At 70.3% G+C, this 19,986-nt stretch carries 15 protein-coding genes; 7 read left to right on the top strand and 8 right to left on the bottom strand.

Going from position 1 to position 19,986, the window contains the following annotated elements:
* The first annotated feature begins 204 nt into the window (after positions 1 to 204).
* From ABTU92_RS23645 to ABTU92_RS23635, 3 genes are all read left to right on the top strand, one after another.
* Positions 205 to 963: an SDR family oxidoreductase gene (locus tag ABTU92_RS23645; RefSeq protein WP_408094074.1), complete on the top strand. Its 759-nt coding sequence runs from the start codon at positions 205 to 207 to the stop codon at positions 961 to 963.
* 102 nt (positions 964 to 1,065) lie between these two features.
* The gene (locus ABTU92_RS23640; RefSeq protein WP_408094073.1) at positions 1,066 to 2,427 is read left to right on the top strand and encodes an esterase-like activity of phytase family protein; all 1,362 of its coding nucleotides are present in this window, start codon (positions 1,066 to 1,068) and stop codon (positions 2,425 to 2,427) included.
* A gap of 140 nt (positions 2,428 to 2,567) precedes the next feature.
* On the top strand, positions 2,568 to 3,194 hold the full coding sequence (locus tag ABTU92_RS23635; RefSeq protein WP_408094072.1) for an HAD hydrolase-like protein: 627 nt from the start codon (positions 2,568 to 2,570) through the stop codon (positions 3,192 to 3,194).
* A 212-nt stretch (positions 3,195 to 3,406) separates the two neighbouring features.
* On the opposite strand, the gene ABTU92_RS23630 is transcribed toward ABTU92_RS23635, so the two are convergent.
* The 4 genes from ABTU92_RS23630 to ABTU92_RS23615 form a co-directional block, all read right to left on the bottom strand.
* Positions 3,407 to 4,519 (bottom strand): hypothetical protein, encoded by a 1,113-nt coding sequence (locus ABTU92_RS23630; RefSeq protein WP_408094071.1) that lies wholly within the window; start codon positions 4,517 to 4,519, stop codon positions 3,407 to 3,409.
* Complete coding sequence (locus ABTU92_RS23625) at positions 4,516 to 5,136, bottom strand: glutathione S-transferase family protein (RefSeq protein ID WP_408094070.1); 621 nt, start codon at positions 5,134 to 5,136, stop codon at positions 4,516 to 4,518. Before ABTU92_RS23625 ends, ABTU92_RS23630 begins: the two co-directional genes overlap by 4 nt.
* Positions 5,137 to 5,239: 103 nt before the next feature.
* Positions 5,240 to 6,511 (bottom strand): putative Na+/H+ antiporter, encoded by a 1,272-nt coding sequence (locus ABTU92_RS23620; protein WP_408094069.1) that lies wholly within the window; start codon positions 6,509 to 6,511, stop codon positions 5,240 to 5,242.
* 9 nt (positions 6,512 to 6,520) lie between these two features.
* On the bottom strand, positions 6,521 to 7,000 hold the full coding sequence (locus ABTU92_RS23615; RefSeq protein WP_408094068.1) for a response regulator: 480 nt from the start codon (positions 6,998 to 7,000) through the stop codon (positions 6,521 to 6,523).
* Positions 7,001 to 7,194: 194 nt separating this feature from the next.
* On the opposite strand from ABTU92_RS23615, the gene ABTU92_RS23610 reads away from it, so the two are divergent.
* The gene (locus ABTU92_RS23610) at positions 7,195 to 8,790 is read left to right on the top strand and encodes an MASE1 domain-containing protein (RefSeq protein ID WP_408094067.1); all 1,596 of its coding nucleotides are present in this window, start codon (positions 7,195 to 7,197) and stop codon (positions 8,788 to 8,790) included.
* A complete protein-coding gene (locus tag ABTU92_RS23605; protein ID WP_408094066.1) occupies positions 8,783 to 9,403 on the top strand; it encodes a response regulator transcription factor in 621 nt (206 codons plus the stop codon). Before ABTU92_RS23610 ends, ABTU92_RS23605 begins: the two co-directional genes overlap by 8 nt.
* A 158-nt stretch (positions 9,404 to 9,561) precedes the next feature.
* Here ABTU92_RS23605 and pssA read toward each other — a convergent pair whose 3' ends face one another.
* The 4 genes from pssA to ABTU92_RS23585 form a co-directional block, all read right to left on the bottom strand.
* Entirely contained in the window at positions 9,562 to 10,542 is a 981-nt protein-coding gene (gene pssA, locus ABTU92_RS23600; RefSeq protein WP_408094065.1) for a CDP-diacylglycerol--serine O-phosphatidyltransferase, read from the bottom strand.
* Positions 10,543 to 10,677: 135 nt separating this feature from the next.
* On the bottom strand, positions 10,678 to 10,902 hold the full coding sequence (locus tag ABTU92_RS23595) for a hypothetical protein (protein WP_408094064.1): 225 nt from the start codon (positions 10,900 to 10,902) through the stop codon (positions 10,678 to 10,680).
* Positions 10,903 to 11,381: 479 nt separating this feature from the next.
* Complete coding sequence (locus ABTU92_RS23590) at positions 11,382 to 12,113, bottom strand: phosphatidylserine decarboxylase (protein WP_408094063.1); 732 nt, start codon at positions 12,111 to 12,113, stop codon at positions 11,382 to 11,384.
* Between the two features lie 229 nt (positions 12,114 to 12,342).
* Complete coding sequence (locus ABTU92_RS23585) at positions 12,343 to 14,322, bottom strand: ABCB family ABC transporter ATP-binding protein/permease (RefSeq protein ID WP_408094062.1); 1,980 nt, start codon at positions 14,320 to 14,322, stop codon at positions 12,343 to 12,345.
* 323 nt (positions 14,323 to 14,645) lie between these two features.
* Between ABTU92_RS23585 and ABTU92_RS23580 the strand changes: the two genes are divergently transcribed.
* Both ABTU92_RS23580 and ABTU92_RS23575 read left to right on the top strand, forming a co-directional pair.
* Positions 14,646 to 15,251 carry a TIGR00730 family Rossman fold protein gene (locus ABTU92_RS23580; RefSeq protein WP_408094061.1) on the top strand — a complete coding sequence of 202 codons (606 nt, stop codon included), beginning with the start codon at positions 14,646 to 14,648 and terminating at the stop codon, positions 15,249 to 15,251.
* A 597-nt stretch (positions 15,252 to 15,848) separates the two neighbouring features.
* The gene (locus ABTU92_RS23575) at positions 15,849 to 19,865 is read left to right on the top strand and encodes a chemotaxis protein CheB (RefSeq protein WP_408094060.1); all 4,017 of its coding nucleotides are present in this window, start codon (positions 15,849 to 15,851) and stop codon (positions 19,863 to 19,865) included.
* Positions 19,866 to 19,986 lie beyond the last annotated feature (121 nt).

The raw sequence follows: 19,986 nt of genomic DNA, 5'->3' as shown, positions 1-19,986 counted from the left end.
CCCTCACCCGACTCGCCGCTTCGCGGCGAGCCACCCTCTCCCCGCGCGGCGGGGAGAGGGAAGAACAGCCGTGCCCCCATCAGCGTCGCTGATGCGGCGCATAACCGGTTTCGGCTTTCCCGCGCCGCTGCGTCTCCGCTACGCTTCTCGCCTCGCCCCGGCCGCGCGACCGCGCGGCGTCCCCCGCATGCGACGAGAGCACCGATGACCGACAGCCCCACGGGCCCCAGGACCATGATCCTCACCGGCGGCACCGGGGGGATCGGTCAGGCGATTGCGCGCCGCGCCGCCGCCGGCGGCTGGGCGGTCGCGTTCAGCTACGCCACCGACGAAGCCGCCGCCGCGACCCTGGTGGCGGAGCTCGAGGCCGTCGGCGCCCGCGCTCTCGCGGTGCGGTGCGACATCGCCGACGAGGCCCAGGTCGAGACCTTGTTCGACGCGGTCGAGGCCGTACTCGGGCCGCCAACCGCGCTCGTCAACAATGCCGGCATCACCGGGCCGATCGGCACGTTCCTGGCGGCGACGCCCGCCGTGATGCGGCGCGTCGTCGACGTCAACCTGATCGGCACGATGCTGTGCACCCGGCGCGCCGTGCGCGACTGGACGACGCGCGGCGCCGCGGGCGCGGTGGTCAACATCTCGTCGATCGCCGCCGTGCTAGGGGCGCCCAACGAATACGTGCCCTATGCGGCCGCGAAGGCCGGGGTCGAGGCCTTCACGATCGGCCTCGGCAAGGAGCTGGGGCCGACCGGCATCCGGGTGAACGCCGTGTGCCCCGGCACCATCCAGACCGGCATCCACGCCAAGGCGGGCGAGCCGGGCCGCCCGGCCCGCGTGGTCGCGCGCGTGCCGATGGGCCGCATCGGCGAGCCCGACGAGATAGCGAGCGCGGTGCTGTGGCTGCTCTCCGACGACGCCTCCTACGTCACTGGCACGGTGCTCAAGGTCGCGGGCGGGCTGTGAGGGCCGCGCCGCGGGTCGCGGTCATCGTTTCGTCATCGCCGCGTCAAGCCGGCGTAGCGGGCGCGGTCGAAAAGGTGCGGAGACATCCACCGAGGAGTCTCCATGACCCGCACGACCACGCTTCCCCTCGCCGCCGCGCTCGCGCTGGTGCTCGCCGCTCCGGCCTTCGCCCAGCAGGAATTTCCGGCCGTGCTCGCCGGCCATGCCGTGTTCCCGGCCAGGACCTTCGTGGCCGCGCCGGCCGATGCGCCCGCCGACCTGAAGGTCTCGGGCAAGTTCACCACCGGCAAGCGCGTCGAGGCGATCGGCAGCGTGCCGGGCAAGTCGAACGGCCGGCCGACCGGCCTCGCGCTGCCGTTCGAGGGGCAGCCCGTGCAGGGCAACTCGGGCATCAAGGTGATGCCCGACGGCACGTTCCTGGTGCTCACCGACAACGGCTTCGGCTCAAAGGCGAACTCGCCGGACGCGATGCTGTTCTTCAACCGCTACAAGGTCGACTGGGCGACCGGCACGGTCGATCGGCTGGAGACCGTGTTCCTGCACGATCCCGACAAGAAGGTGCCGTTCCGCATCGTCCACGAGGGCACGCAGAAGCGCTATCTCACCGGCGCCGATTTCGATCCTGAAGGCATCCAGCCGATCGGCGACGTGATCTGGATCGGCGAGGAGTTCGGCCCCTACCTGATCAAGGCCGACAAGACCGGCAAGGTCTTGGGCGTGTTCGAGACGATGGCGGACGGCAAGCCGGTGCGCTCGCCCGACCACTTCGCCGTCGCCTCCCCGGGCGCCCCGAACCAGACGGGCGCCTTCAACGCCCGCCGCTCCAAGGGTTACGAGGGCTTCGCCGCCTCCAAGGACGGCAAGTTCATCTACGGCCTCCTGGAAGGCCCGCTGTGGGACGCCGACAAGAAGGAGTTCGAGAACCTCGACGGCAAGCAGGCGGCGCGCATCCTCGAGTTCGACGTCGCCGCCGAGACGTTCACGGGCCGGTTCTGGTACTACCCGTTCGAGCAGAACGGCAACGCCATCGGCGACTTCAACATGATCGACGGCACCGCCGGCTTGGTCATCGAGCGTGACGACCTCGAGGGCACGGCCGACAAGGCCTGCCCGGCCGGCTCGACCGGCGCCGCGACGGAGAGCTGCTTCGCCAAGCCGGCGCAGTTCAAGCGCGTCTACAAGATCGAGCTGTCCGACGCGACCGTCGGCAAGCCGGTCCGCAAGATCGGCTACATCGACCTGATGAAGATCCAGGACCCCGACAAGAAGGCGAAGAAGCCCCTCACCGGCGGCGTCCTGGCGTTCCCGTTCTTCACCATCGAGAACGTCGACCGGGTCGACGAGACCCACATCGTCGTCTGCAACGACAACAACCTGCCGTTCTCGTCGAGCCGCGAGCCGAACCAGGCCGACGACAACGAGTTCGTGCTGCTGAAGGTCGAGGATCTCCTGAAGGCGAAGTGAGCGGCGCCGTTCGCCGCCGTGTCGTGGCCGGGCATGTCCCGGCCACGACTCTGTTCCGGCCGCACCCCGGTGGCCCATGGAGAGCCACGTCCGCGGTCCGTCGCATTGACGCCTTCGGCTGCCCGCGCTACGGCTGGCCCGTGCGCTATCAGCTGATCATCTTCGACATGGACGGCACGCTGCTCGACTCGTTTCCGTGGTTCCTCTCGGTGCTCAACGACGTCGCCGACCGCTACGGGTTTCGTCGCACGGCGCCCGAGGAGGTCACGTCGATGCGCAACGCCGGCACGGCCGAGATCCTCGACCGGCTCGCGGTGCCGCGCTGGAAGCTGCCGATGATCATCCGCCACATGCGCGCGCTGAAGGCGGCACAGCTCGACCGCATCCCGCTGTTCCCGGGCGTCGACGAAACGCTCGCCGCGCTTCAGGCGCGTGGCGCCACGCTCGCCATCGTCTCGTCGGACGTCGAGGCCAATGTCCGCCGCTCGCTCGGGCCGGCGAACGTCGCGCGCATCTCGCATTTCGCCTGCGGCGCGTCGCTGTTCGGCAAGGCGAGGAAGTTCCGCGACGTCGTGCGGCGCGCCGGCGTCGCCCCCGACGCGACGATCGCGATCGGCGACGAGGGCCGCGACATCGAGGCGGCCCGCGCCGCCGGCCTCGCCTGCGCCGCGGTCGCCTGGGGCTACGCCGACGTGAAGGCACTTCGCGCGAAAGCGCCGGACCTGGTGCTCGAGCGGGTCGAGGATATTCTTCAGGTGCTGGGATAGGCCCCGAAATCCAGCCGCGGGCACCCGACCACCGCGAGATCAGTTTCCGCTGACGTTGTCCCACACTCCGCTCATTCCCGCGAAAGCGGGAACCCAGAGCCACAGGTCGTGCGGCTCCTGGGTCCCCGCTTTCGCGGGGACGAGCGGACGTCAGCAGGAAGCCAGGATTCGGGCGTCACGTACCGACGGTTCGTGCCCCGGCACGCCCGCGCTCACACCGTCTCGCAAATCACCTCCCGCACCGCCGTCACGGGCCGCGGCAGGGCGGCGCCGTCGGCCTCGAAGCCGACGACACGCAGCACGCCGGTCGCGGGCGACATCGAGACGCCGATGCGCGTGTAGGGATTGAGCACCGGCGGCACCACCCAGTCGAAATCCGTCGAGACCGCGCCGTCGAAGCCGGCGATCTGGTCCTGCCGGACGCGGCTCATCGCCGCCGCTTCGTCGAAGGAGCGCGTCAGGAAGGCGTTCGCCGGCATGCGGGCCTCCCAGGCCGGCCGCGGCGGCGACCAGTCGTTGGCGGCCGTGGTGTCGTCGGTACGGGTCGCCGCGCCCTCCTCGGTGCGCTCGATCACGATGCGCTCGCTCGGCCGCGGGCCGACGAGCGTGTAGATCACCGGACGCGACACCGGCACGCTCTCCAGCATTTTTCGAGCGACGCCGTAATCGGTCGCGGTCTCGAACACCCGGCGCAGCAGATGATCGGGCGGCAGGTGGCGGACCGGCCAGGCGGCGAGCGCGTTGGCCGCCATGTCGTACAGGCGCAGCCACGGATGCAGGGTGCGGCGGCGCATCGGCGCCTGGTTGATGCAGGCGGCGAAGCGCCCCGGCGCGAGGCCGGTCAGCACGCCGGCGAAGCCCGGCCAGCCGACGCTCCAGTAATCCCCGGCCGGCCCCGGGAGGCGCGCCACCGTGACCCGGCGGCCGAGCCCGGGGAACGGCCAGTCGAGCGTGCGGGCGAGCCACGGCGCCCCGCCCTCCTCGCGCGCCACCGCCGTGCAGGCCCACTGATACGAGGCGTTGAGCACCCAGACGCCGGAGACGCCGAGCGTCGCCGCCATGGCGGCGATCTCGTCGACATAGGGCGAGGCGGAGCGGGAGAGCCAGCGGCGCGCCAGCGCGTCGCCGGCCGGCATCGCGAGCGCGACGCCGCGCGGGAAGAAGCCGAGGCAGTCGTCGCGCAGCCCGCGGGCGCGGTCCGGGTCGAGGCGCACATGCGCGGAAATCCCGCCGTCGCGCAGGTCGACGACGGGGATCTGTGGCAGGTCGGGTGGCGTCGGCGCGTGCATGGCGATGTCGGCGCGCCACGGCCGCGGCCGGTTCAACCGGCCTTGTCCTTCAGCGCGGCGTCGAGCGCGGTCGCCTTCTGCAGGGCGGCCCGCGCGTTCAGCCGCTCCACATAGGCGACGAACTCCGGCCGTGCCGGGATCAGCCCGAACATCATGCCCCAGCGCAGCTGCGAGCCGATCACGATGTCGGCCGCCGTGAAGGCGTCGCCGAGCAGGTACGGACCCGCCGTCAGGGCGCCCGAGACGACGTCCATCACGGTGTCGAAGTCGCCGTAGCCGAGCGTGCCGCGCGGCGCCTCCTGGGCCCGTTTGAAGGTGCGGTCGATGATCGCCGGCTCGATGCAGCTCGGCCCGAAGAACAGCCACTTGAGATACGGCCCGCGGCGCGGATCGCCGATCGGCGGGGCGAGGCCGGCCTGCGGGAAGGCGTCGGCCAGATAGCAGCAGATCGCCGACACCTCGGTGATCACTACGCCGTCGTGATCGAGCGCCGGCACCTTGCCCATCGGATTGACGGCGAGATACGCGGGGTCGCGGTTCTCGCCCTTGCTCATCGAGAGGACGCGCAGCTCGTAGGGCTGGCCGATCTCCTCCAGCATCCAGCGGACGATCGACGAGCGGGACGGAGCGATGTGATAGAGGATCAGCGCCATGGGGGTCCGTTTCGGGTGCGCGGCCGCGACGGCGGCCGGGGGCCACCGGTGTGGACCAGAATCGTGGCCGGATCTCGCCCGAAACAGGGGCCGGCCCGCACCCTCACGGCAGCAGACGGAACGCCGCGATCGCCACCAGGGTCGGCACCGAGGCCGCGGTCGCCAGCCGCACCGGGCTGATGCCGCCCTCCGGGAAGCTCCCCTTGAGCAGCGAGTAGCCGGCCGGGTTCGGCGCGTTGGCGATGACGGTGAGGCCGCCGCCCGTCACGGCGCCGGCGACCAGCGCGTATTTCGATTCGGCGTCGAGATGGTCGACCAGCGAGCCCAGATAGGTGAGCGCGGCATTGTCCGTGAACGCGGTCAGCACGGTCGCGCCGTAGTAGAGCGCGGTCGAATCCAGCACCGAGAGGAGCGGCTCGAGCCACCAGCGCTGCATCCCGCCGAGCACCACCAGCCCAGCCAGGAAGAAGCCGACCAGCAGGCCCTCGCGCAGGATCAGCCGGCTCTGGTGGCGCCGATACGCCTCGGTGAAGCCGAGGAAGAACAGGAACAGCGCCAGGAACACGACCGGGTGATGCGCCGTGACGATGACGCCGATCAGGAAGGCGAGATGCACGGCGATGATGCTGCGCGGCACCTCGAGCTTGGCCAGTGCCGTCTCCTCGAAGGGGATCGCCTGCAAGTCCCGCCGGAACACGATCGCGGCCCCGACCGCGTTGCAGACGACGGCGATCGCCGCCTTCCACCCGAAGTTCAGGAGCATGAAGGAGAGGTCCCAACCCCACCGCTCCGCGACCATCAGCACGGGCGGGGCCGCGAACGGCGTCAGCGTCCCGCCGATCGAGACGTTGACGAACAGGACGCCGAGCGTGCCGTAGCGGAACGCCTCGCTGCTGTGCGGGCCGAAATAACGCTGGCGCAGCAGCATGGCCGACAGCGTCATGGCGGCCGGCTCGGTGATGAAGGAGCCGAGCAACGGCCCGAACACCATGACGGCGAGATAGTAGGCCGCCGAATGCGGCAGCGGCAGCTTGCGGCCGATCCACAGGAGCAGCGCGCCGGCGAGATCGAGGATCGGGCGGCTCGCCGCCATCACCATGATCACGAAGATGAAGGCCGGCTCGGTGAAGACCCGGCTCTCCAGATAGGTGAGCGCGTCGTGCGGCGTCGTCCACGCCGCCATGAAGACGAGCAGCACCATGGCCCAGAAGCCGAACACCACCTCGACCTCGCCGAGAAGGTGCCACAGGCCGGCATGCGGCGAGGGACCGTGGGCGAGGCGCTCGAAGCGGCTGGCCATGAAGGTATGCACGAGCGCGAGCCCGAACAGCCCGGACGCGACCAGCTCGACCGTGCTCGGGGCGAGATCGGTCATCGCGGGGCCTCAGCCCTCGGTGCGCAGACGCGCCGCGGACACCCCGGGCGGCGCAGGCTCCGCCTGCGTCCGCGCATCGGCGCCGGAGTCCGGCTGCAACCCCGCCGCGGTCGGCACGAGTGCGAGCACGGCGGTACGCGACAGCGGCTTGCGCAGCAAGGCCGTGGCGCCCGTCACCCGTGCGAGGATGCGATCGTCGAGATCCCCCGTCTCGACCACGGCGATGCCGAGACCCGGGTCGCGCGCCCGCAGCGCCAGGAAGGTGTCGAGCCCCGGCCAGGGCGGCAGCACCCGGTCGGTGACGAGGAGCCGGCCGCGGCCGTCGCGCAGCGCGCGGCTCGCCTGATGGCCGTCACGGGCGACCGTCACGCCGTGCCTGGCCGACTCGAACCAGAAGGCGAGGACGTCGCGCGTGCCCTCGTCGGTGCACAGGATCACGATCCCGCCGTCGCGGTCCGCACCCTCACGGTCTGCGCCATTGCCGGTCATGAGCCGCTCCACCTGTTCGCCCATCTCGCATCCGGCATGCGACGGCGACGGCCGCGCGGCAATTCGTGACGTCGGCCTAGGGTGCTATGCTGAGGGGTCCTTCCCTAGGTATCCACCCTTAGCGGCATTGCGCGACGAACGGCGGTACGACCGTGCAGATCACCCGTCCCGATCCATCGCGTCGCCCGTTGCCGATGTCGCTCTCGAAGGTGCTCTCGCTGCCGTGGCCCGTGCTGGGGCTGGCGTATCTCGCCGGCTACGTCCTGCTCGACTGGGTCAGCTACCTGCACCCGTTCGCGCCGTTCGGCATCACGCCGTGGAATCCGCCGACCGGGCTGAGCTTCGTTCTGGTGCTGCTGTGCGGTCAGCGGACCATCCCCTTGTTGTTCGTCGCCCCGATCCTCGCCGATCTCCTGGTGCGGCATCTGCCCCTGCCGTGGACGGTCGAGCTGCGGACCGTGGCCGTGATCGGTGGCGGCTACGCGGTCGGTCTCCTGGTGCTGCTGCAGCCACCGCTGCGGTTCAATCCGACGCTCGGCACCATGCGCGACCTCGTGCTGCTGCTCGTCGTCGCCGGCGCCAGCGCCGCCGTGGTGTCGTTCGGCTATGTCGGCTTCACGGTCGCGGGCGGGCTGCTGCCGCTCGCCGAGCTCCCCGCCGCGGTGGTGCAGTACTGGGTCGGTGACATGATCGGCATCGCCATCGTGGCGCCGTTCGGCCTGATCCTGCTCACCCGCGGCCGCTCCGTGCGCGTGTCGGTCGAGACAGCCGTGCAGATCGCCGCGACGCTCGCCGCGCTGGCGCTCGTCTTCGTGTTCGCCGAGCGCCACCACTCGCAGCTGTTCTACATCCTGTTCCTGCCGATCATCTGGATGGCGGTGCGGGGCGGCCTGGAGGCCGTGACGGTCGGCGTGCTGCTCACCCAGCTCGGCCTGATCGTCGGCGTTCATCTTCTGCCGAGCGAGGAGATCGACGTCACCGGGCTGCAGGCCCTGATGCTGGTGCTGACCCTGACGGGACTGGTCGCCGGCGCGCTGGTGACCCAGAACCGTCGCACCGCCATGCAGCTCCGCCTGCATCAGGACTCGCTCGCCCGTCTGGCGAGGCTCGGCAGCATGGGCGAGCTCGCCACCGCGATCGCCCACGAGATCAACCAGCCGCTGACCGCGGCCGGCACCTATACGCGGCTCGTCGCCGAGACGCTGCGCGAGGATCCGAACCATCTCGCCGTCACCGAGACGGCCGAGAAGGCGGCCGCCCAGGTGCAGCGGGCCGCCGACGTGGTGCGCCGGCTGCGCGCCCTGATCCGGCTCGACCAGACCGGCCGCGCCCCGGTGGCGGTGACCCGCATCGTGCGCGAGACCCTCGACCTCGTGCATCCGGAGCTCGACCGCCACGGCGTCACGGCCACGGTCGAGATCGCCGACGACCTGCCGCCCGTGATGGTCGACATCCTGCAGATCGAGCAGGTGCTGCTCAACCTGATCCGCAACGCCGTCGAGGCGATCGAGGAGACCGGCGAGCCGCGCGGCCGCATCGTCATCACGGCGACGGCGGCGGGCGACATGGTGGGCGTCGTAGTGGCCGACTCGGGGCCGGGCTTCCCGACCGACTTCCCCGGCCTCGACAGCCCGACCTTCGGGTCCGGCAAGGCGGACGGCCTCGGCTTCGGCCTGTCGCTGTGCCGCTCGATCGTCGAGGCGCATGGCGGCCGCCTGACCGTGGAACGTCCCACGGCCGGGGCGCTCGTCCGTTTCACCGTCCCGATCGCCAAGGTGTCCGATGCCTGACCCCTGCCCCGTCGCGCTGGTCGACGACGATCCCGCCGTGCTCGACGCGCTCGCCCTCTATCTCGAACGGCGCGGCCTGACGGTGATGCGCTTCGCCTCGGCCGACGCGCTGGTGGCGGCCGGGGAGGACGCTTCGGCGTTCGAATGCGTGGTCGCCGACGTGCGCATGCCGGGCCTGTCGGGCCTCGACCTGGTGCGCCACCTCGCCGAGCGGCCCGCGGCGCCGCCCGTGATCCTGATCACCGGCCACGGCGACGTCGACATGGCGGTCGCCGCCATCAAGCTCGGCGCCTTCGACTTCATCGAGAAGCCGTTCGACGAGGCCCGGCTGTTCGAGGCGATCGGCGTGGCGGTGGCGAAGCGGCGCGCCAGCCGGCACGACGCCGAGGCCCTGGCCGACCTGCAGGCCCGGTTCGACTCGCTGAGCGAGCGCCAGCACGAGGTGCTGACGCTGGCGACCGAGGGCCTGTCCAACAAGGAGATCGCGGCGCGGCTCGGCATCAGCCCGCGCACCGTCGAGATTCATCGCGCCTGGGTGATGGAGCGGATGGGCGCCCGGAATCTGGCCGAGCTGGTCCGCATGGCGATGCGGCTGCGGCCGACCGGCCCGTGACGGCCGTCGCTGCGGGCTGCGAGGAACCACAGCAGGCGCCGCCCCTATTCCGCTCGTCCGCGCGACGGCGGGGACCCAGAGGCGACACGATATGCGGCCCTGGATCCCCGCTTTCGCGGGGATGAGCGGAGGGTGTTTCGACGTCGGCGGAAGCCGCGTCAGTTCAGCCGGCTCGGCCGTTCGTTCTGGCCGGCGGCGGACGTCGCGCCCGCGGACGTCGCACCGGGCGGAGGCGCATCGGCGCCCGGGACCGGTGCAGGCTCGGAGGCGGCAGCCGATCCCGTCGTCGTCTCGGCCGTCGCGGCACGCTCGGCGTCCTCGCGGGCGAGACGGCGATACGCCTTCCAGCCGAGCGGCAGGCAGCCGAGATAGATCAGCGTGCCGATGGTCAGGACCTCCCAGGGGAAGCTGACCAGCAGCGCGAAGAACAGGACCGCGATCAGGAACGCCGGCAGCACCATCTCGGGCGCCACCCGGGTGCCGAGCTTCTTCCCCGAGAACACCGGCAGCTTGGAGATCATCAGGAGGCCGATCGCCAGCGTGTAGACGAGCACCAGCGGGATCGGGATCAGATACTTGGCGACGCCGAGGAACTGCAGATAGATCGGCAGCAGCACCACGATGGCGCCGGCCGGCGCCGGGATGCCGGTGAAGAAGTTGCCGGCCCAGGCGGGGCGGTTCGGGTCGTCGATCATGACGTTGAACCGCGCGAGCCGCAGCCCGGCGCAGATCGCGAACACGATCGCGACGATCCAGCCGACGTTCTTGTAGTCGGACAGGCCCCAGAACCACAGGATCAGGGCCGGCGCGACGCCGAAATTGACGAAGTCCGCGAGGCTGTCGAGCTCGGCGCCGAAGCGCGAAGTGCCCTTCAGCATGCGGGCGAGGCGGCCGTCGACGCCGTCGAGCACGGCGGCGAACACGATGGCGCCGAGCGCCAGCTCGAAGCGGAGCTCGGCCGCGAGCCGGATGGCGGTCAGGCCGGCGCACAGCGACAGCAGCGTGACCACGTTCGGCACGAGGGTGCGGACCGGGATCGGCCGGAAGTTCCGGCGGAAGCGGGCCTCGCGGAGGCGGACGTCGCGGAACCGCGACCCACGCCGGTCTCGATCGGGATCGAAGGGAGGAAACAGGGACATGGCGGACGAACTATAGACCGGTGCGGCGGGTTCCGCCATGCCGGCGCGACGCAACGCGGCGTCGCGGTGAACGGTTCGTCGGCGACGCGACTGCCTCTGGCGCGACCGCGGCGCGCCGCTCGTCGGCTCGTCGCGCTACACCGAGCCGGGAGAGCCCGTCGTCGCGGCGCCCCTCGCCCGCTGCTCGTCGGCCCGCGCATGGCGGACGGCGCGGGCGACCGCGGCCCAATAGCGGGCGCGCTCCGGCTTGCGGAAGTTCCGCCGCTGCATGCGCCGCGCCACCCCGTAAGCGCGTGCCCCGAAGACCTCGATCAGCCGCCGCGCCTGGGCCTCCACCGGGCTGTCATGGTCGAACTTCATTCGCGTCATCGCCCCACCTCGCAATATCGTCCACCGCCGCGCCGGACCCCGGCGCAGCCACAAGAGAGCGGCCGCGTTACAATGAAAACTCGAATACGCTGCGATCAGGACCGTACAAGCGGACGCGCCCGGACCTCTCGACGGATCCGGAACGTCGTCATGACTCGTTTTCTCTTGATCGCGAACCGATCGGACGATGCCAGGTCTTCGACCTGCCGTCCGTCGATCTATTGATTATTGTTTATTGCAGTCGCCCCGATGCCTTTCGGGTCTGTTCTCAGCCATCGCAGGGCGATTGGCAATGCGTATCCAGATACCGTAGTCGGGCGAGACTCCGGAATCGTCGATCACTTTGGAGGCATTCCAAGGTGGACGACCGCCACCGGTCTTGCGCGAGGCAGCCCGGAGGGCGTCGGGCGCCGCGGCCCAGGCGCCACGCCGCGCCGCCTGATCAGCCGAGCTGGTCGGCTCGGTCGGCCCTACCCGACCCGGAAGGTGCGGCCCGGATCGGCGGTCTTGAGATCGGCGATGATGGTCTCGCCGGCCAGCGTGGTCTGGCCCTCGGCCACCAGCGGGCGCGTCCCTTCGGGAAGGTAGATGTCCACCCGCGACCCGAAGCGGATCAGGCCGACCCGCTCGCCCGCCCCGACCATCGCGCCCTCGCGCACGAAGGTGACGATGCGACGCGCGATCAGCCCGGCGATCTGCACCATGCCGATCTTGACGCCCGTCGGCGTGGCGATGACGAAGCCGTTGCGCTCGTTGTTCTCGCTCGCCTTGTCGAGGTCCGCATTGATGAACAGGCCGGGCGTGTAGGCGATGCGCTCGATGCGGCCGGCCGTCGGGCTGCGGTTCACGTGGACGTCGAAGACGCTCATGAAGATCGAGACGCGGGGCAGCGGCGCGGTGCCGAGCCCGAGCTCGGCCGGCGGCACGGCCGGCGTCACCCGCGACACCCGCCCGTCGGCCGGCGCGACGAGGATGCCGTCGCGCAGCGGCGTGACGCGCGGCGGATCGCGGAAGAAGTAGGCGCACCACAGCGTCGCCACCACGCCGATCCAGCCGAGCGGCGACCACAGCCAGAACAACACCAGGCTGACCAGCGCGAACGCGCCGACGAACGGATAGCCCTCGGAATGGATGGGCACGAGCTGGGAACGGATCGAATCGACGATGGACATGGGTGCTCTCGAAATTTGCGTGCGGCCCATCGTGGTCCGTCATTCCGGGGCGCCGCGCAGCGGCGAGCCCGGGATCCATACACGCCGACCGGGGTTATGGATTCCGGACAGCCGACCTGCGATCGGCTTCCGGAATGACGCGCCTGGACTTTGGCCGCCATCCGTCTGAGTCGACCCGTTCGTATCACATCGCCGCGCCGGTCGCGCGGCTGCGTCCATGGTCGCGCGCAACCGGCACCGGCAGCCGGCCCATCAGGGCTTATTCCGCCGCCTCGGCCCGATCGGCGGGGCGCGGCGCGGGCGCATCCGGGCCGTCGTCGCCGCCCGGCGCGCCGGCCACCGGCGGATTGCGGTTCGGCGCCTCGGGAAGCCCCTCCTCCGCCTCGCCGGTCTGGGCGAGCTTTTCGCGCGCCTCCTCGGCCTCGCGCTGGCGATTCCACATCGAGGCGTAGAGGCCGCCGGCGGCGAGCAGCGCCGCGTGGGTGCCGCGCTCGACGATGCGGCCCTTGTCCAGCACGATGATCTCGTCGGCGGCCACGATGGTGGAGAGCCGATGCGCGATCACCAGCGTGGTGCGGTTCCTCGACACCTGCTGGAGCGCGTCCTGGATCTCCTTCTCGGTGTGGCTGTCGAGCGCCGAGGTCGCCTCGTCGAGCAGCAGGATCGGCGGGCCTTTCAGGATCGTGCGGGCGATGGCGACGCGCTGCTTCTCGCCGCCCGAGAGCTTGAGGCCGCGCTCGCCCACCTCGGTCTCGTAGCCCTTCGGCGCCATCCGGATGAAGCCGTCGATCTGGGCGAGCTTCGCCGCCTCCTCCACCTCGGCGTCGGTCGCCTCCCAGCGGCCGTAGCGGATGTTGTAGCGGATGGTGTCGTTGAACAGCACCGTGTCCTGCGGCACCATGCCGATCTTCTCGCGAAGCGACGCCTGGGTCACGGCGCGAACATCCTGGCCGTCGATCGTGATGCGGCCACCGGTGACGTCGTAGAAGCGATAGAGCAGCCGCGAGATGGTCGACTTCCCGGCCCCGGACGGGCCGACGATGGCGACCGTGCGGCCGGCCGGAACCTCGAAGGAGAGGCCCTGCAGGATCGGCCGGTCGGGATCGTAGGCGAAGCGCACGTCCTCGAACCGGATGGTCCCGGCCGGCACGGCGAGCGGCGCCGCGCCGGGCGCGTCGGCGATCTCGGTCTCCCGCTTCAGGATGCGGAACATCTGCTCGATGTCGATGATCGCCTGCTTGATCTCGCGATACACCATGCCCATGAAGTTGAGCGGCTGGTAGAGCTGGATCATCATGGCGTTGATCATGACGAAGTCGCCGATCGTGTGGGTGCCGTTCTTCACCCCGATCGCGCACATCGCCATCACGACCGTGAGGCCGATGGAGAAGATCGCCGCCTGCCCGGCGTTGAGCACGGCGAGCGACGTGTAGGCCTTGACGCTCGCGTCCTCGTAGCGGGCCATCGAGCGGTCGTAGCGCAGCGCCTCGCGCTGCTCGGCCGAGAAGTACTTCACGGTCTCGTAGTTGAGCAGCGAGTCGATCGCCTTGGTGTTGGCCTCGGTGTCGCTGTCGTTCATCCTGCGGCGGATGCCGATCCGCCACTCGGTCGCGACATAGGTGTAGGCCATGTACAGCACCACCGTGACCACGATGGTGACGACGTAGCGCCAGTCGAACTGCCAGAGCAGCACGCCGACGATCAGGCCGAACTCGACGATGGTCGGCACCAGCTGCAGGAGCACCATCCGCACGATGGTCTCGATGCCGTTGCGGCCGCGCTCGAGCACGCGGGTGAGCCCGCCGGTCTTGCGCTCCAGATGGAAGCGCAGCGACAGCTTGTGCATCTGCTCGAAGGTGAGGATCGCGAGGCGGCGCACCGCGTGCATGGCGACCTTGGCGAACACGCCGTCACGCGCCTGGGTCAGCACCGCCATCAGGATGCGGCTGCCGCCATAGGCGACCGTCAGGGCGACCGGCGCCGCCAGCACCCAGGCGAGCGTCGTCGCCGTGCCGGCCGGCGCGCCGGTCTCGGTCAGCGCATCGGTCGCCCACTTGAACGTGAACGGCATCAGGATGGTGGCGAGCTTGGCGCCGAGCAGCAGCACCAGCGCCCAGACCACCCGCGCCTTCAGGTCGGCCCGATCCGAGGGCCAGATATACGGCCACAGCGCCACGATGGTGGCGAACAGCCGGCCGCTGTCGGCGGCGTCGCGGGAGTCGGGCGCGGAATGTCTCATCGAGTCTCGGTTCGGTCGGCGAGCGGGCAAGGAGCCCGACGCTCGGATGGCACGTCGGCGGAGCGCACGGCCACGCCACGTCGCGACCGGCAGGAGGCGGCCGGGCGCCGCCGCATTCCATATAAGCGTTCCAGCCTGGAAGTGCAGCCGCTTCCGCCGGCGCCGGCCGGGCGCCGACGGGGACGGCCCGCTACCGCGCGACGATGCGACGGCGCGGCCGGGTCATGGCGCGGCCGTGCGACCGCACGGCGCGGCCGGTCCTGCGGCGCACCGCCGGAGGCTGCGGCCTTGACGCGCGCCGCCCGCGGGGCCAGATGCAAAGCATGAGCAAAATCCGAAGAATCTGCGTCTATTGCGGCTCGAGCCCGGGGTCCGACCCGGCCCATGTCGCGGCCGCCCGCCGGCTCGGCCGGCTGATGGCCGAGCACCGCATCGGCCTCGTCTACGGCGGCGGCTCGAACGGCCTGATGGGCGCGGTGGCCAATGCGGTGGTCGATCACGGCGGCGAGGTCGTCGGGGTCATCCCCGAGTTCCTGCGCACCAAGGAGAACCAGTTCGACCGCGCGACCGAGCTGGTCGTCACCCGCGACATGCACGAGCGCAAGCAGATCATGTTCGATCGGGCCGACGCCTTCGTGGCGCTGCCGGGCGGCATCGGCACGCTGGAGGAGCTGGTCGAGCAGCTCACCTGGGCGCAGCTCGGTCGCCACAAGAAGCCGATCCTGCTCGCCGACATCGGCGGCTTCTGGCAGCCGCTGGTCACCGTCCTGCAGACCATGCGGACGGCCGGCTTCATCCACAACGGCGGCCTGATGAACTACCGCGTGTGCGAGCGCGTCGACGACATCCTGCCGACGCTCGCCGCCGCCGTCGCCCCGGTCAGCGAGGCCGAGAAGGCCGGCGATCCGGCGACCGTCTCCCGCATGTGAGGGGCTCGGGCGAGCCGCCATTCCGCGGCCCGGATCGACTGGTCCGCGGGGTTCGGGAGTCGCCGGCGTTGGTCGCCCGCGATGGACCGGGCGTCTGCGTCCCGGGTTTCGTGCTCGGGCGCCGGGCTTCGCGCTCGGGCGCCGACGACAGAGCAGGTCTGCGAGGCCCCGCCGGTGAGGGCGATTGCACGTGAGGCGTCCGCATCACGGGCCGTGAGGCGTCCGCGACACGAGCCCGAGCGTCGGCCCGAATCGGCGAATCGGAACGCCGCGCCAAGCTCTCGACAGAAAGCCGCCTCGCCGAACGTCCAGCATCGCCCAGGTTGCATCACCGTGCTGCTACACAATGACTGCCGGCAGGTCGTAAATCCTGCCTAACGTCACGACAATCCACGTTATTTTTACTTCTTTTTCTACGCATTGCTACTTAAGATACGCGGACCTACGTAGGACACGCCATTAGTCAGAAGGTATTTTTCTGCTCGATCAACATCCGTTCTAGTAAGCGCACTAGTCTCGCGGCTGGTGCGGTGGGTTTGCTGTACACCTGCGGTCGAAGGTCGGTGTGATCGAAATCCGGCGCGGCGGGAGATCCCGATGAGTCGACGTGCGCTGCCGACGCGACGCTCCGGTCGCGACAAGACGGGTGCCTCCGACACCCCGCGCAAGACATCGAGCCGTGTGACGACAAAGCCGGACACTGAAACCGGGGCCGCGTCGGACGTGCCGGCGGCCGCGCGGCCGAAGCGCGTCAGCCGGCGCCCTGCCGCCACCGCGGATGCCCCTGCCCCGGCGGACACGAAGACCGGGCTCTACGTCGTCGGCATCGGCGCCTCGGCGGGCGGGCTCGAGGCGCTGCGCCCGTTCGTCGCCGCGCTGCCGCGCTCGTCCAACCTGTGCTTCGTGGTCGCCCAGCATCTGTCGCCGCAGCACCGCAGCATGATGGTCGAGCTGCTCGGCCGCGAGACCAAGATCCCGGTCGTCGCCATCGACAACGGCGTCACGGTGAAGCCGAACACCATCTACATCGCGCCGCCCAACAGCGACGTGTTCTACCGGAACGGCAAGCTCGTCCTGCGCGCGCCGCTCGAGGGCGTCGGGCCGAAGCCGTCGATCGACCACTTCTTCACCAGCCTGGCGGCCGGGCTCGGTCCGCGCGCCATCGCCATCGTCCTCTCCGGCACCGGCTCGGACGGCGCCAACGGCCTGCGCGCCGTCAAGGCGCACGGCGGCATCACGTTCGCCCAGGAGCCGACCTCGGCCAAGTACGAGAGCATGCCGCGGGCCGCCATCACGACCGGCGGCGCCGACCTGGTGCTGACGCCCAAGGAGATCGCCGGCAAGCTCGACGTGGTCGCGCAGGGCCACGACCTCCATCTCGGGCTCGCCGAGAAGGGCGACGGCGACGGCGGCGGCACGTTCCAGAACATCATCCGCTACATCCGCCACCACACCGGCATCGACTTCAGCAAGTACAAGGAGGCGACGCTGCGCCGACAGATCGCGCGGCGGATGTCGGCCCTGCAGGTCCGGACCCTCAAGGACTACGTCGCCTATATCGACCAGCACCGCGACGAGCTCGACACGCTCGCCAAGAACTTCCTGATCTCGGTGACGGCGTTCTTCCGCGACAAGGAGTCCTTCACGGCGCTCGGCAAGGTGCTCGACAAGATCCTGCGCGACAAGCGGCCCGGCGATCCGCTGCGGGTCTGGGTGCCGGGCTGCGCCACCGGCGAGGAGGCCTATTCGATCGCCCTCCTCCTCGCCAGCAAGTCGCCGGCCCGCATCGGCGCCCTCAAGGTGCAGATCTTCGGCACCGACATCGACGGCGCCGCGACCAGCCACGCCCGGCGCGGCGAATACGCGGAGAGCAGCGTCATCAATCTCGGCGCGGCCATGCGGCACAACCACTTCACCAACAACGGCCGGCTGTTCCGCGTCGACAAGGCGGTCCGCGACCTCGTGGTGTTCTCGCGCCACGACGTGGTGCAGGATCCCCCGTTCAAGAACATCGACCTGATCAGCTGCAGAAACCTCCTGATCTACTTCAAGCCGGCGCTGCAGGAGCATCTCTTCAAGATGTTCCACTACGCCTTGCGGCCGGGCGGGCACCTGTTCCTCGGCAAGTCGGAGTCGCTCGGCTCCTGCAAGGGTCTCTACGTCACGGTCGACGCCCGCCACAAGCTGTTCCGCCGCCGCGACGTGTCGATCCGGCCCTACTACGTGCCGCGCGTCGAGGGCGTGCTGCCGACGCCCGATGTCGGCCACCTGCCACGGCGCAACGTGGAGCCGCCCGAGCGGGATTTCGGCCGGATCGGCCGCGACATCATGGTGGAGCGCTACGGTCCGCCCGGCATCCTGATCTCGCACGACGGCGAGCCGCTGCACTTCTTCGGCGACGTCAGCCGCTTCGTGCGGATCGGCAGCGGCAGCGGCAAGGTCGACCTCAACCTGATGAACATCATCGAGCCGACGCTGCGCGGCGAGCTGCGTGTTCTCCTGCACCGCTGCCAGCGCGACCACGGCTCCCACCACGGCCAGTATCATCATATCCGCGAGGGCGAGCGCAGCGTCCGCCTCGCCGCCCATGCGCTCGACCGCCAGCACAACGACGAGCGCCTCTACTTGATCTGCTTCGAGGAGCGCGAGGCGGCGGCGCCGCGCGGCCCGCAGGTCGCGGCCGCGCATGCCGACGAGGCGACCTCCCAGCAGATCGCCGCGCTCGAGCAGGAGCTGAAGGCGACCAAGGAGAACCTGCAGACCGTCGTCGAGGAGCTCGAGACCTCCAACGAGGAGCTGCAGTCGACCAACGAGGAGCTGCAGGCCTCCAACGAGGAGCTGCAGGCCTCGAACGAGGAGCTGGAGACCGCCAACGAGGAGCTGCAGGCGACCAACGAGGAGCTGACCACGGTCAACGACGAGCTGTCGGTGAAGACCGGCGATCTCGCCGAGGCCAACGGCGAGCTGGAAGGCATCATGGCCAACTCGGCCGAGGGGATCGTGCTGGTCGACCCGACCTTCCACGTCGTGCGCAGCAACGAGCGCGCCGCCCGCATCCTGCGGCTCGGCAGCGATCTCGCCCGTCACCATCTGCTCGACGTGGCGACCGCCGCCGGTATGCCGTCCATCCGCAAGGCGATCGAGGCGGTGCTGAAGGCCGGCACGCCGCACACCGAGGAGATCCAGATCCAGGACCGGCTCTATCTGATGCAGCTCTCGCCGCATCGGGTCGAGCGGCGCATCCGTGGCGCCATCCTCACGCTCTCGGACGTCACCGAGCTGCGCACCGCTCAACGCACCGCCGAGGAGCAGGGCCGCCGCGCCAGCATCCTGATCGAGACGGCGACCGACGGCATCGTCATCGCCGACCATCGCGGCCTGGTGCATGTCTGCAACCCGGCCGCCTGCGCCTTGCTTGAGGTGAGCGAGGCCGGGATCCTCGGCCGGCCCGCCGGCGGGCTGTTCATCGCGGGTGACCGCGACGCCGAGCCGCTGGTCGCCCACCTGCTCGGCGTCGGCCGTGACGAGGCGGCGCGACGCTTCGAGATCGCCCTGTCGCGGCACGGCGTGGTGCGCCACTTCGACGTCGTGCTGAACGAGTTCACGCTCGGCGGCGACGTCTATCGGGCCGCCACGCTGCGCGAGATCACCGAGCTCCACGTGGCACGCGAGTCGCTCGCCCGCGCCAAGAAGACGGCCGAGCAGTCGAACCGCGCGAAGACCGACTTCCTCACCCGCATGAGCCACGAGCTGCGCACGCCGCTCAACGCCATCGTCGGCTTCTCGGACGCGATCCTGTCGGAGATCCACGGTCCGCTGCCGCACGAGCGCTACCTCTCCTACGTGAAGGACATCCACGTTTCCGGCGTGCATCTGCTCGGGCTGATCAACGACGTCTTCGACATCGCCAAGGTGGAGGCCGGCGTGCTGCGCCTCCACGAGATCCCGTCCGATCTCGTCAAGCTCGTCTCCGGCGCGGTCAGCTTCGTCGGCCCGATGGCCGCCAAGGCCGGCGTGCTCGTGGTGTTCGACTTCGCGGCGAGCGTCGTGTGCCTGCGCGCCGACGAGCTGCGGGTGCGGCAGGTGCTGCTCAACCTGCTCTCCAACGCGATCAAGTTCTCGCACCGCGCCGGCAAGATCCGCGTCTCGGTGCGCACCCTCGACGACGGCGGCGTCGCCGTCGAGGTCGCCGACCAGGGCATCGGGATCGCGCCGCAGACGATCGAGAAGATCGGCACCGAGACGGTGTCGACCGGCTTCGTGCGCGACGGCGCCATCGAGGGCAGCGGCCTCGGCCTGCCGGTCAGCATCGCGCTGATGAAGGCGATGGGCGGCACCCTGAGCATCACCAGCACGCCCGGCAAGGGCACCACGGTGACGATGCGGTTTCCGCCCGATCGGGTGCTGCCGCCGAGCAGCCTGTCGCCACCGGGCAGCCTGTCGGCGCCGGGCGGCCTGTCGCCGACGAACGGAAGCGCGCCGACGAACGGCGGCGACCCGCGCCGCGACGTCGATGCGGACGCCGGCGGCGACGGGGGGGCGAACGGAACCTCGGCCGCCGCGGGTCCGGCGCGCAACGGCCGCAACGGCCGCCGGACCGCCGCCCGGAGCTGAGGCCGCGATTTAGAGCGCTTTTCGGTCGTGATGAACCAGACCCTGTTTCCGCTCGTCCCCGCGGAGGCGGGGACCCAGGGGCCGCCCGACGTATAGGTCTGGATTCCCGCTTTCGCGGGAA

The sequence above is a fragment of the Rhodoplanes sp. SY1 genome (assembly GCF_046000175.1).
GTDB lineage: Bacteria > Pseudomonadota > Alphaproteobacteria > Rhizobiales > Xanthobacteraceae > Rhodoplanes.
Note: the sequence above shows the minus strand (reverse complement) of the source record. Positions and strands in the feature narration are given on the sequence as shown.

Bases quoted from the DNA above. Each gene is read 5' to 3' on its own strand.
- ABTU92_RS23605 (WP_408094066.1), top strand. From the start codon at position 8,783: ATGCCTGACCCCTGCCCCGTCGCGCTGGTCGACGACGATCCCGCCGTG.
- ABTU92_RS23645 (WP_408094074.1), top strand. From the start codon at position 205: ATGACCGACAGCCCCACGGGCCCCAGGACCATGATCCTCACCGGCGGC.
- ABTU92_RS23595 (WP_408094064.1), bottom strand. From the start codon at position 10,902: ATGAAGTTCGACCATGACAGCCCGGTGGAGGCCCAGGCGCGGCGGCTG.
- ABTU92_RS23640 (WP_408094073.1), top strand. From the start codon at position 1,066: ATGACCCGCACGACCACGCTTCCCCTCGCCGCCGCGCTCGCGCTGGTG.
- ABTU92_RS23610 (WP_408094067.1), top strand. From the start codon at position 7,195: ATGTCGCTCTCGAAGGTGCTCTCGCTGCCGTGGCCCGTGCTGGGGCTG.
- ABTU92_RS23580 (WP_408094061.1), top strand. From the start codon at position 14,646: ATGAGCAAAATCCGAAGAATCTGCGTCTATTGCGGCTCGAGCCCGGGG.
- ABTU92_RS23585 (WP_408094062.1), bottom strand. From the start codon at position 14,322: ATGAGACATTCCGCGCCCGACTCCCGCGACGCCGCCGACAGCGGCCGG.
- ABTU92_RS23625 (WP_408094070.1), bottom strand. From the start codon at position 5,136: ATGGCGCTGATCCTCTATCACATCGCTCCGTCCCGCTCGTCGATCGTC.
- ABTU92_RS23590 (WP_408094063.1), bottom strand. From the start codon at position 12,113: ATGGGCCGCACGCAAATTTCGAGAGCACCCATGTCCATCGTCGATTCG.
- pssA (WP_408094065.1), bottom strand. From the start codon at position 10,542: ATGTCCCTGTTTCCTCCCTTCGATCCCGATCGAGACCGGCGTGGGTCG.
- ABTU92_RS23620 (WP_408094069.1), bottom strand. From the start codon at position 6,511: ATGACCGATCTCGCCCCGAGCACGGTCGAGCTGGTCGCGTCCGGGCTG.
- ABTU92_RS23615 (WP_408094068.1), bottom strand. From the start codon at position 7,000: ATGACCGGCAATGGCGCAGACCGTGAGGGTGCGGACCGCGACGGCGGG.
- ABTU92_RS23575 (WP_408094060.1), top strand. From the start codon at position 15,849: ATGAGTCGACGTGCGCTGCCGACGCGACGCTCCGGTCGCGACAAGACG.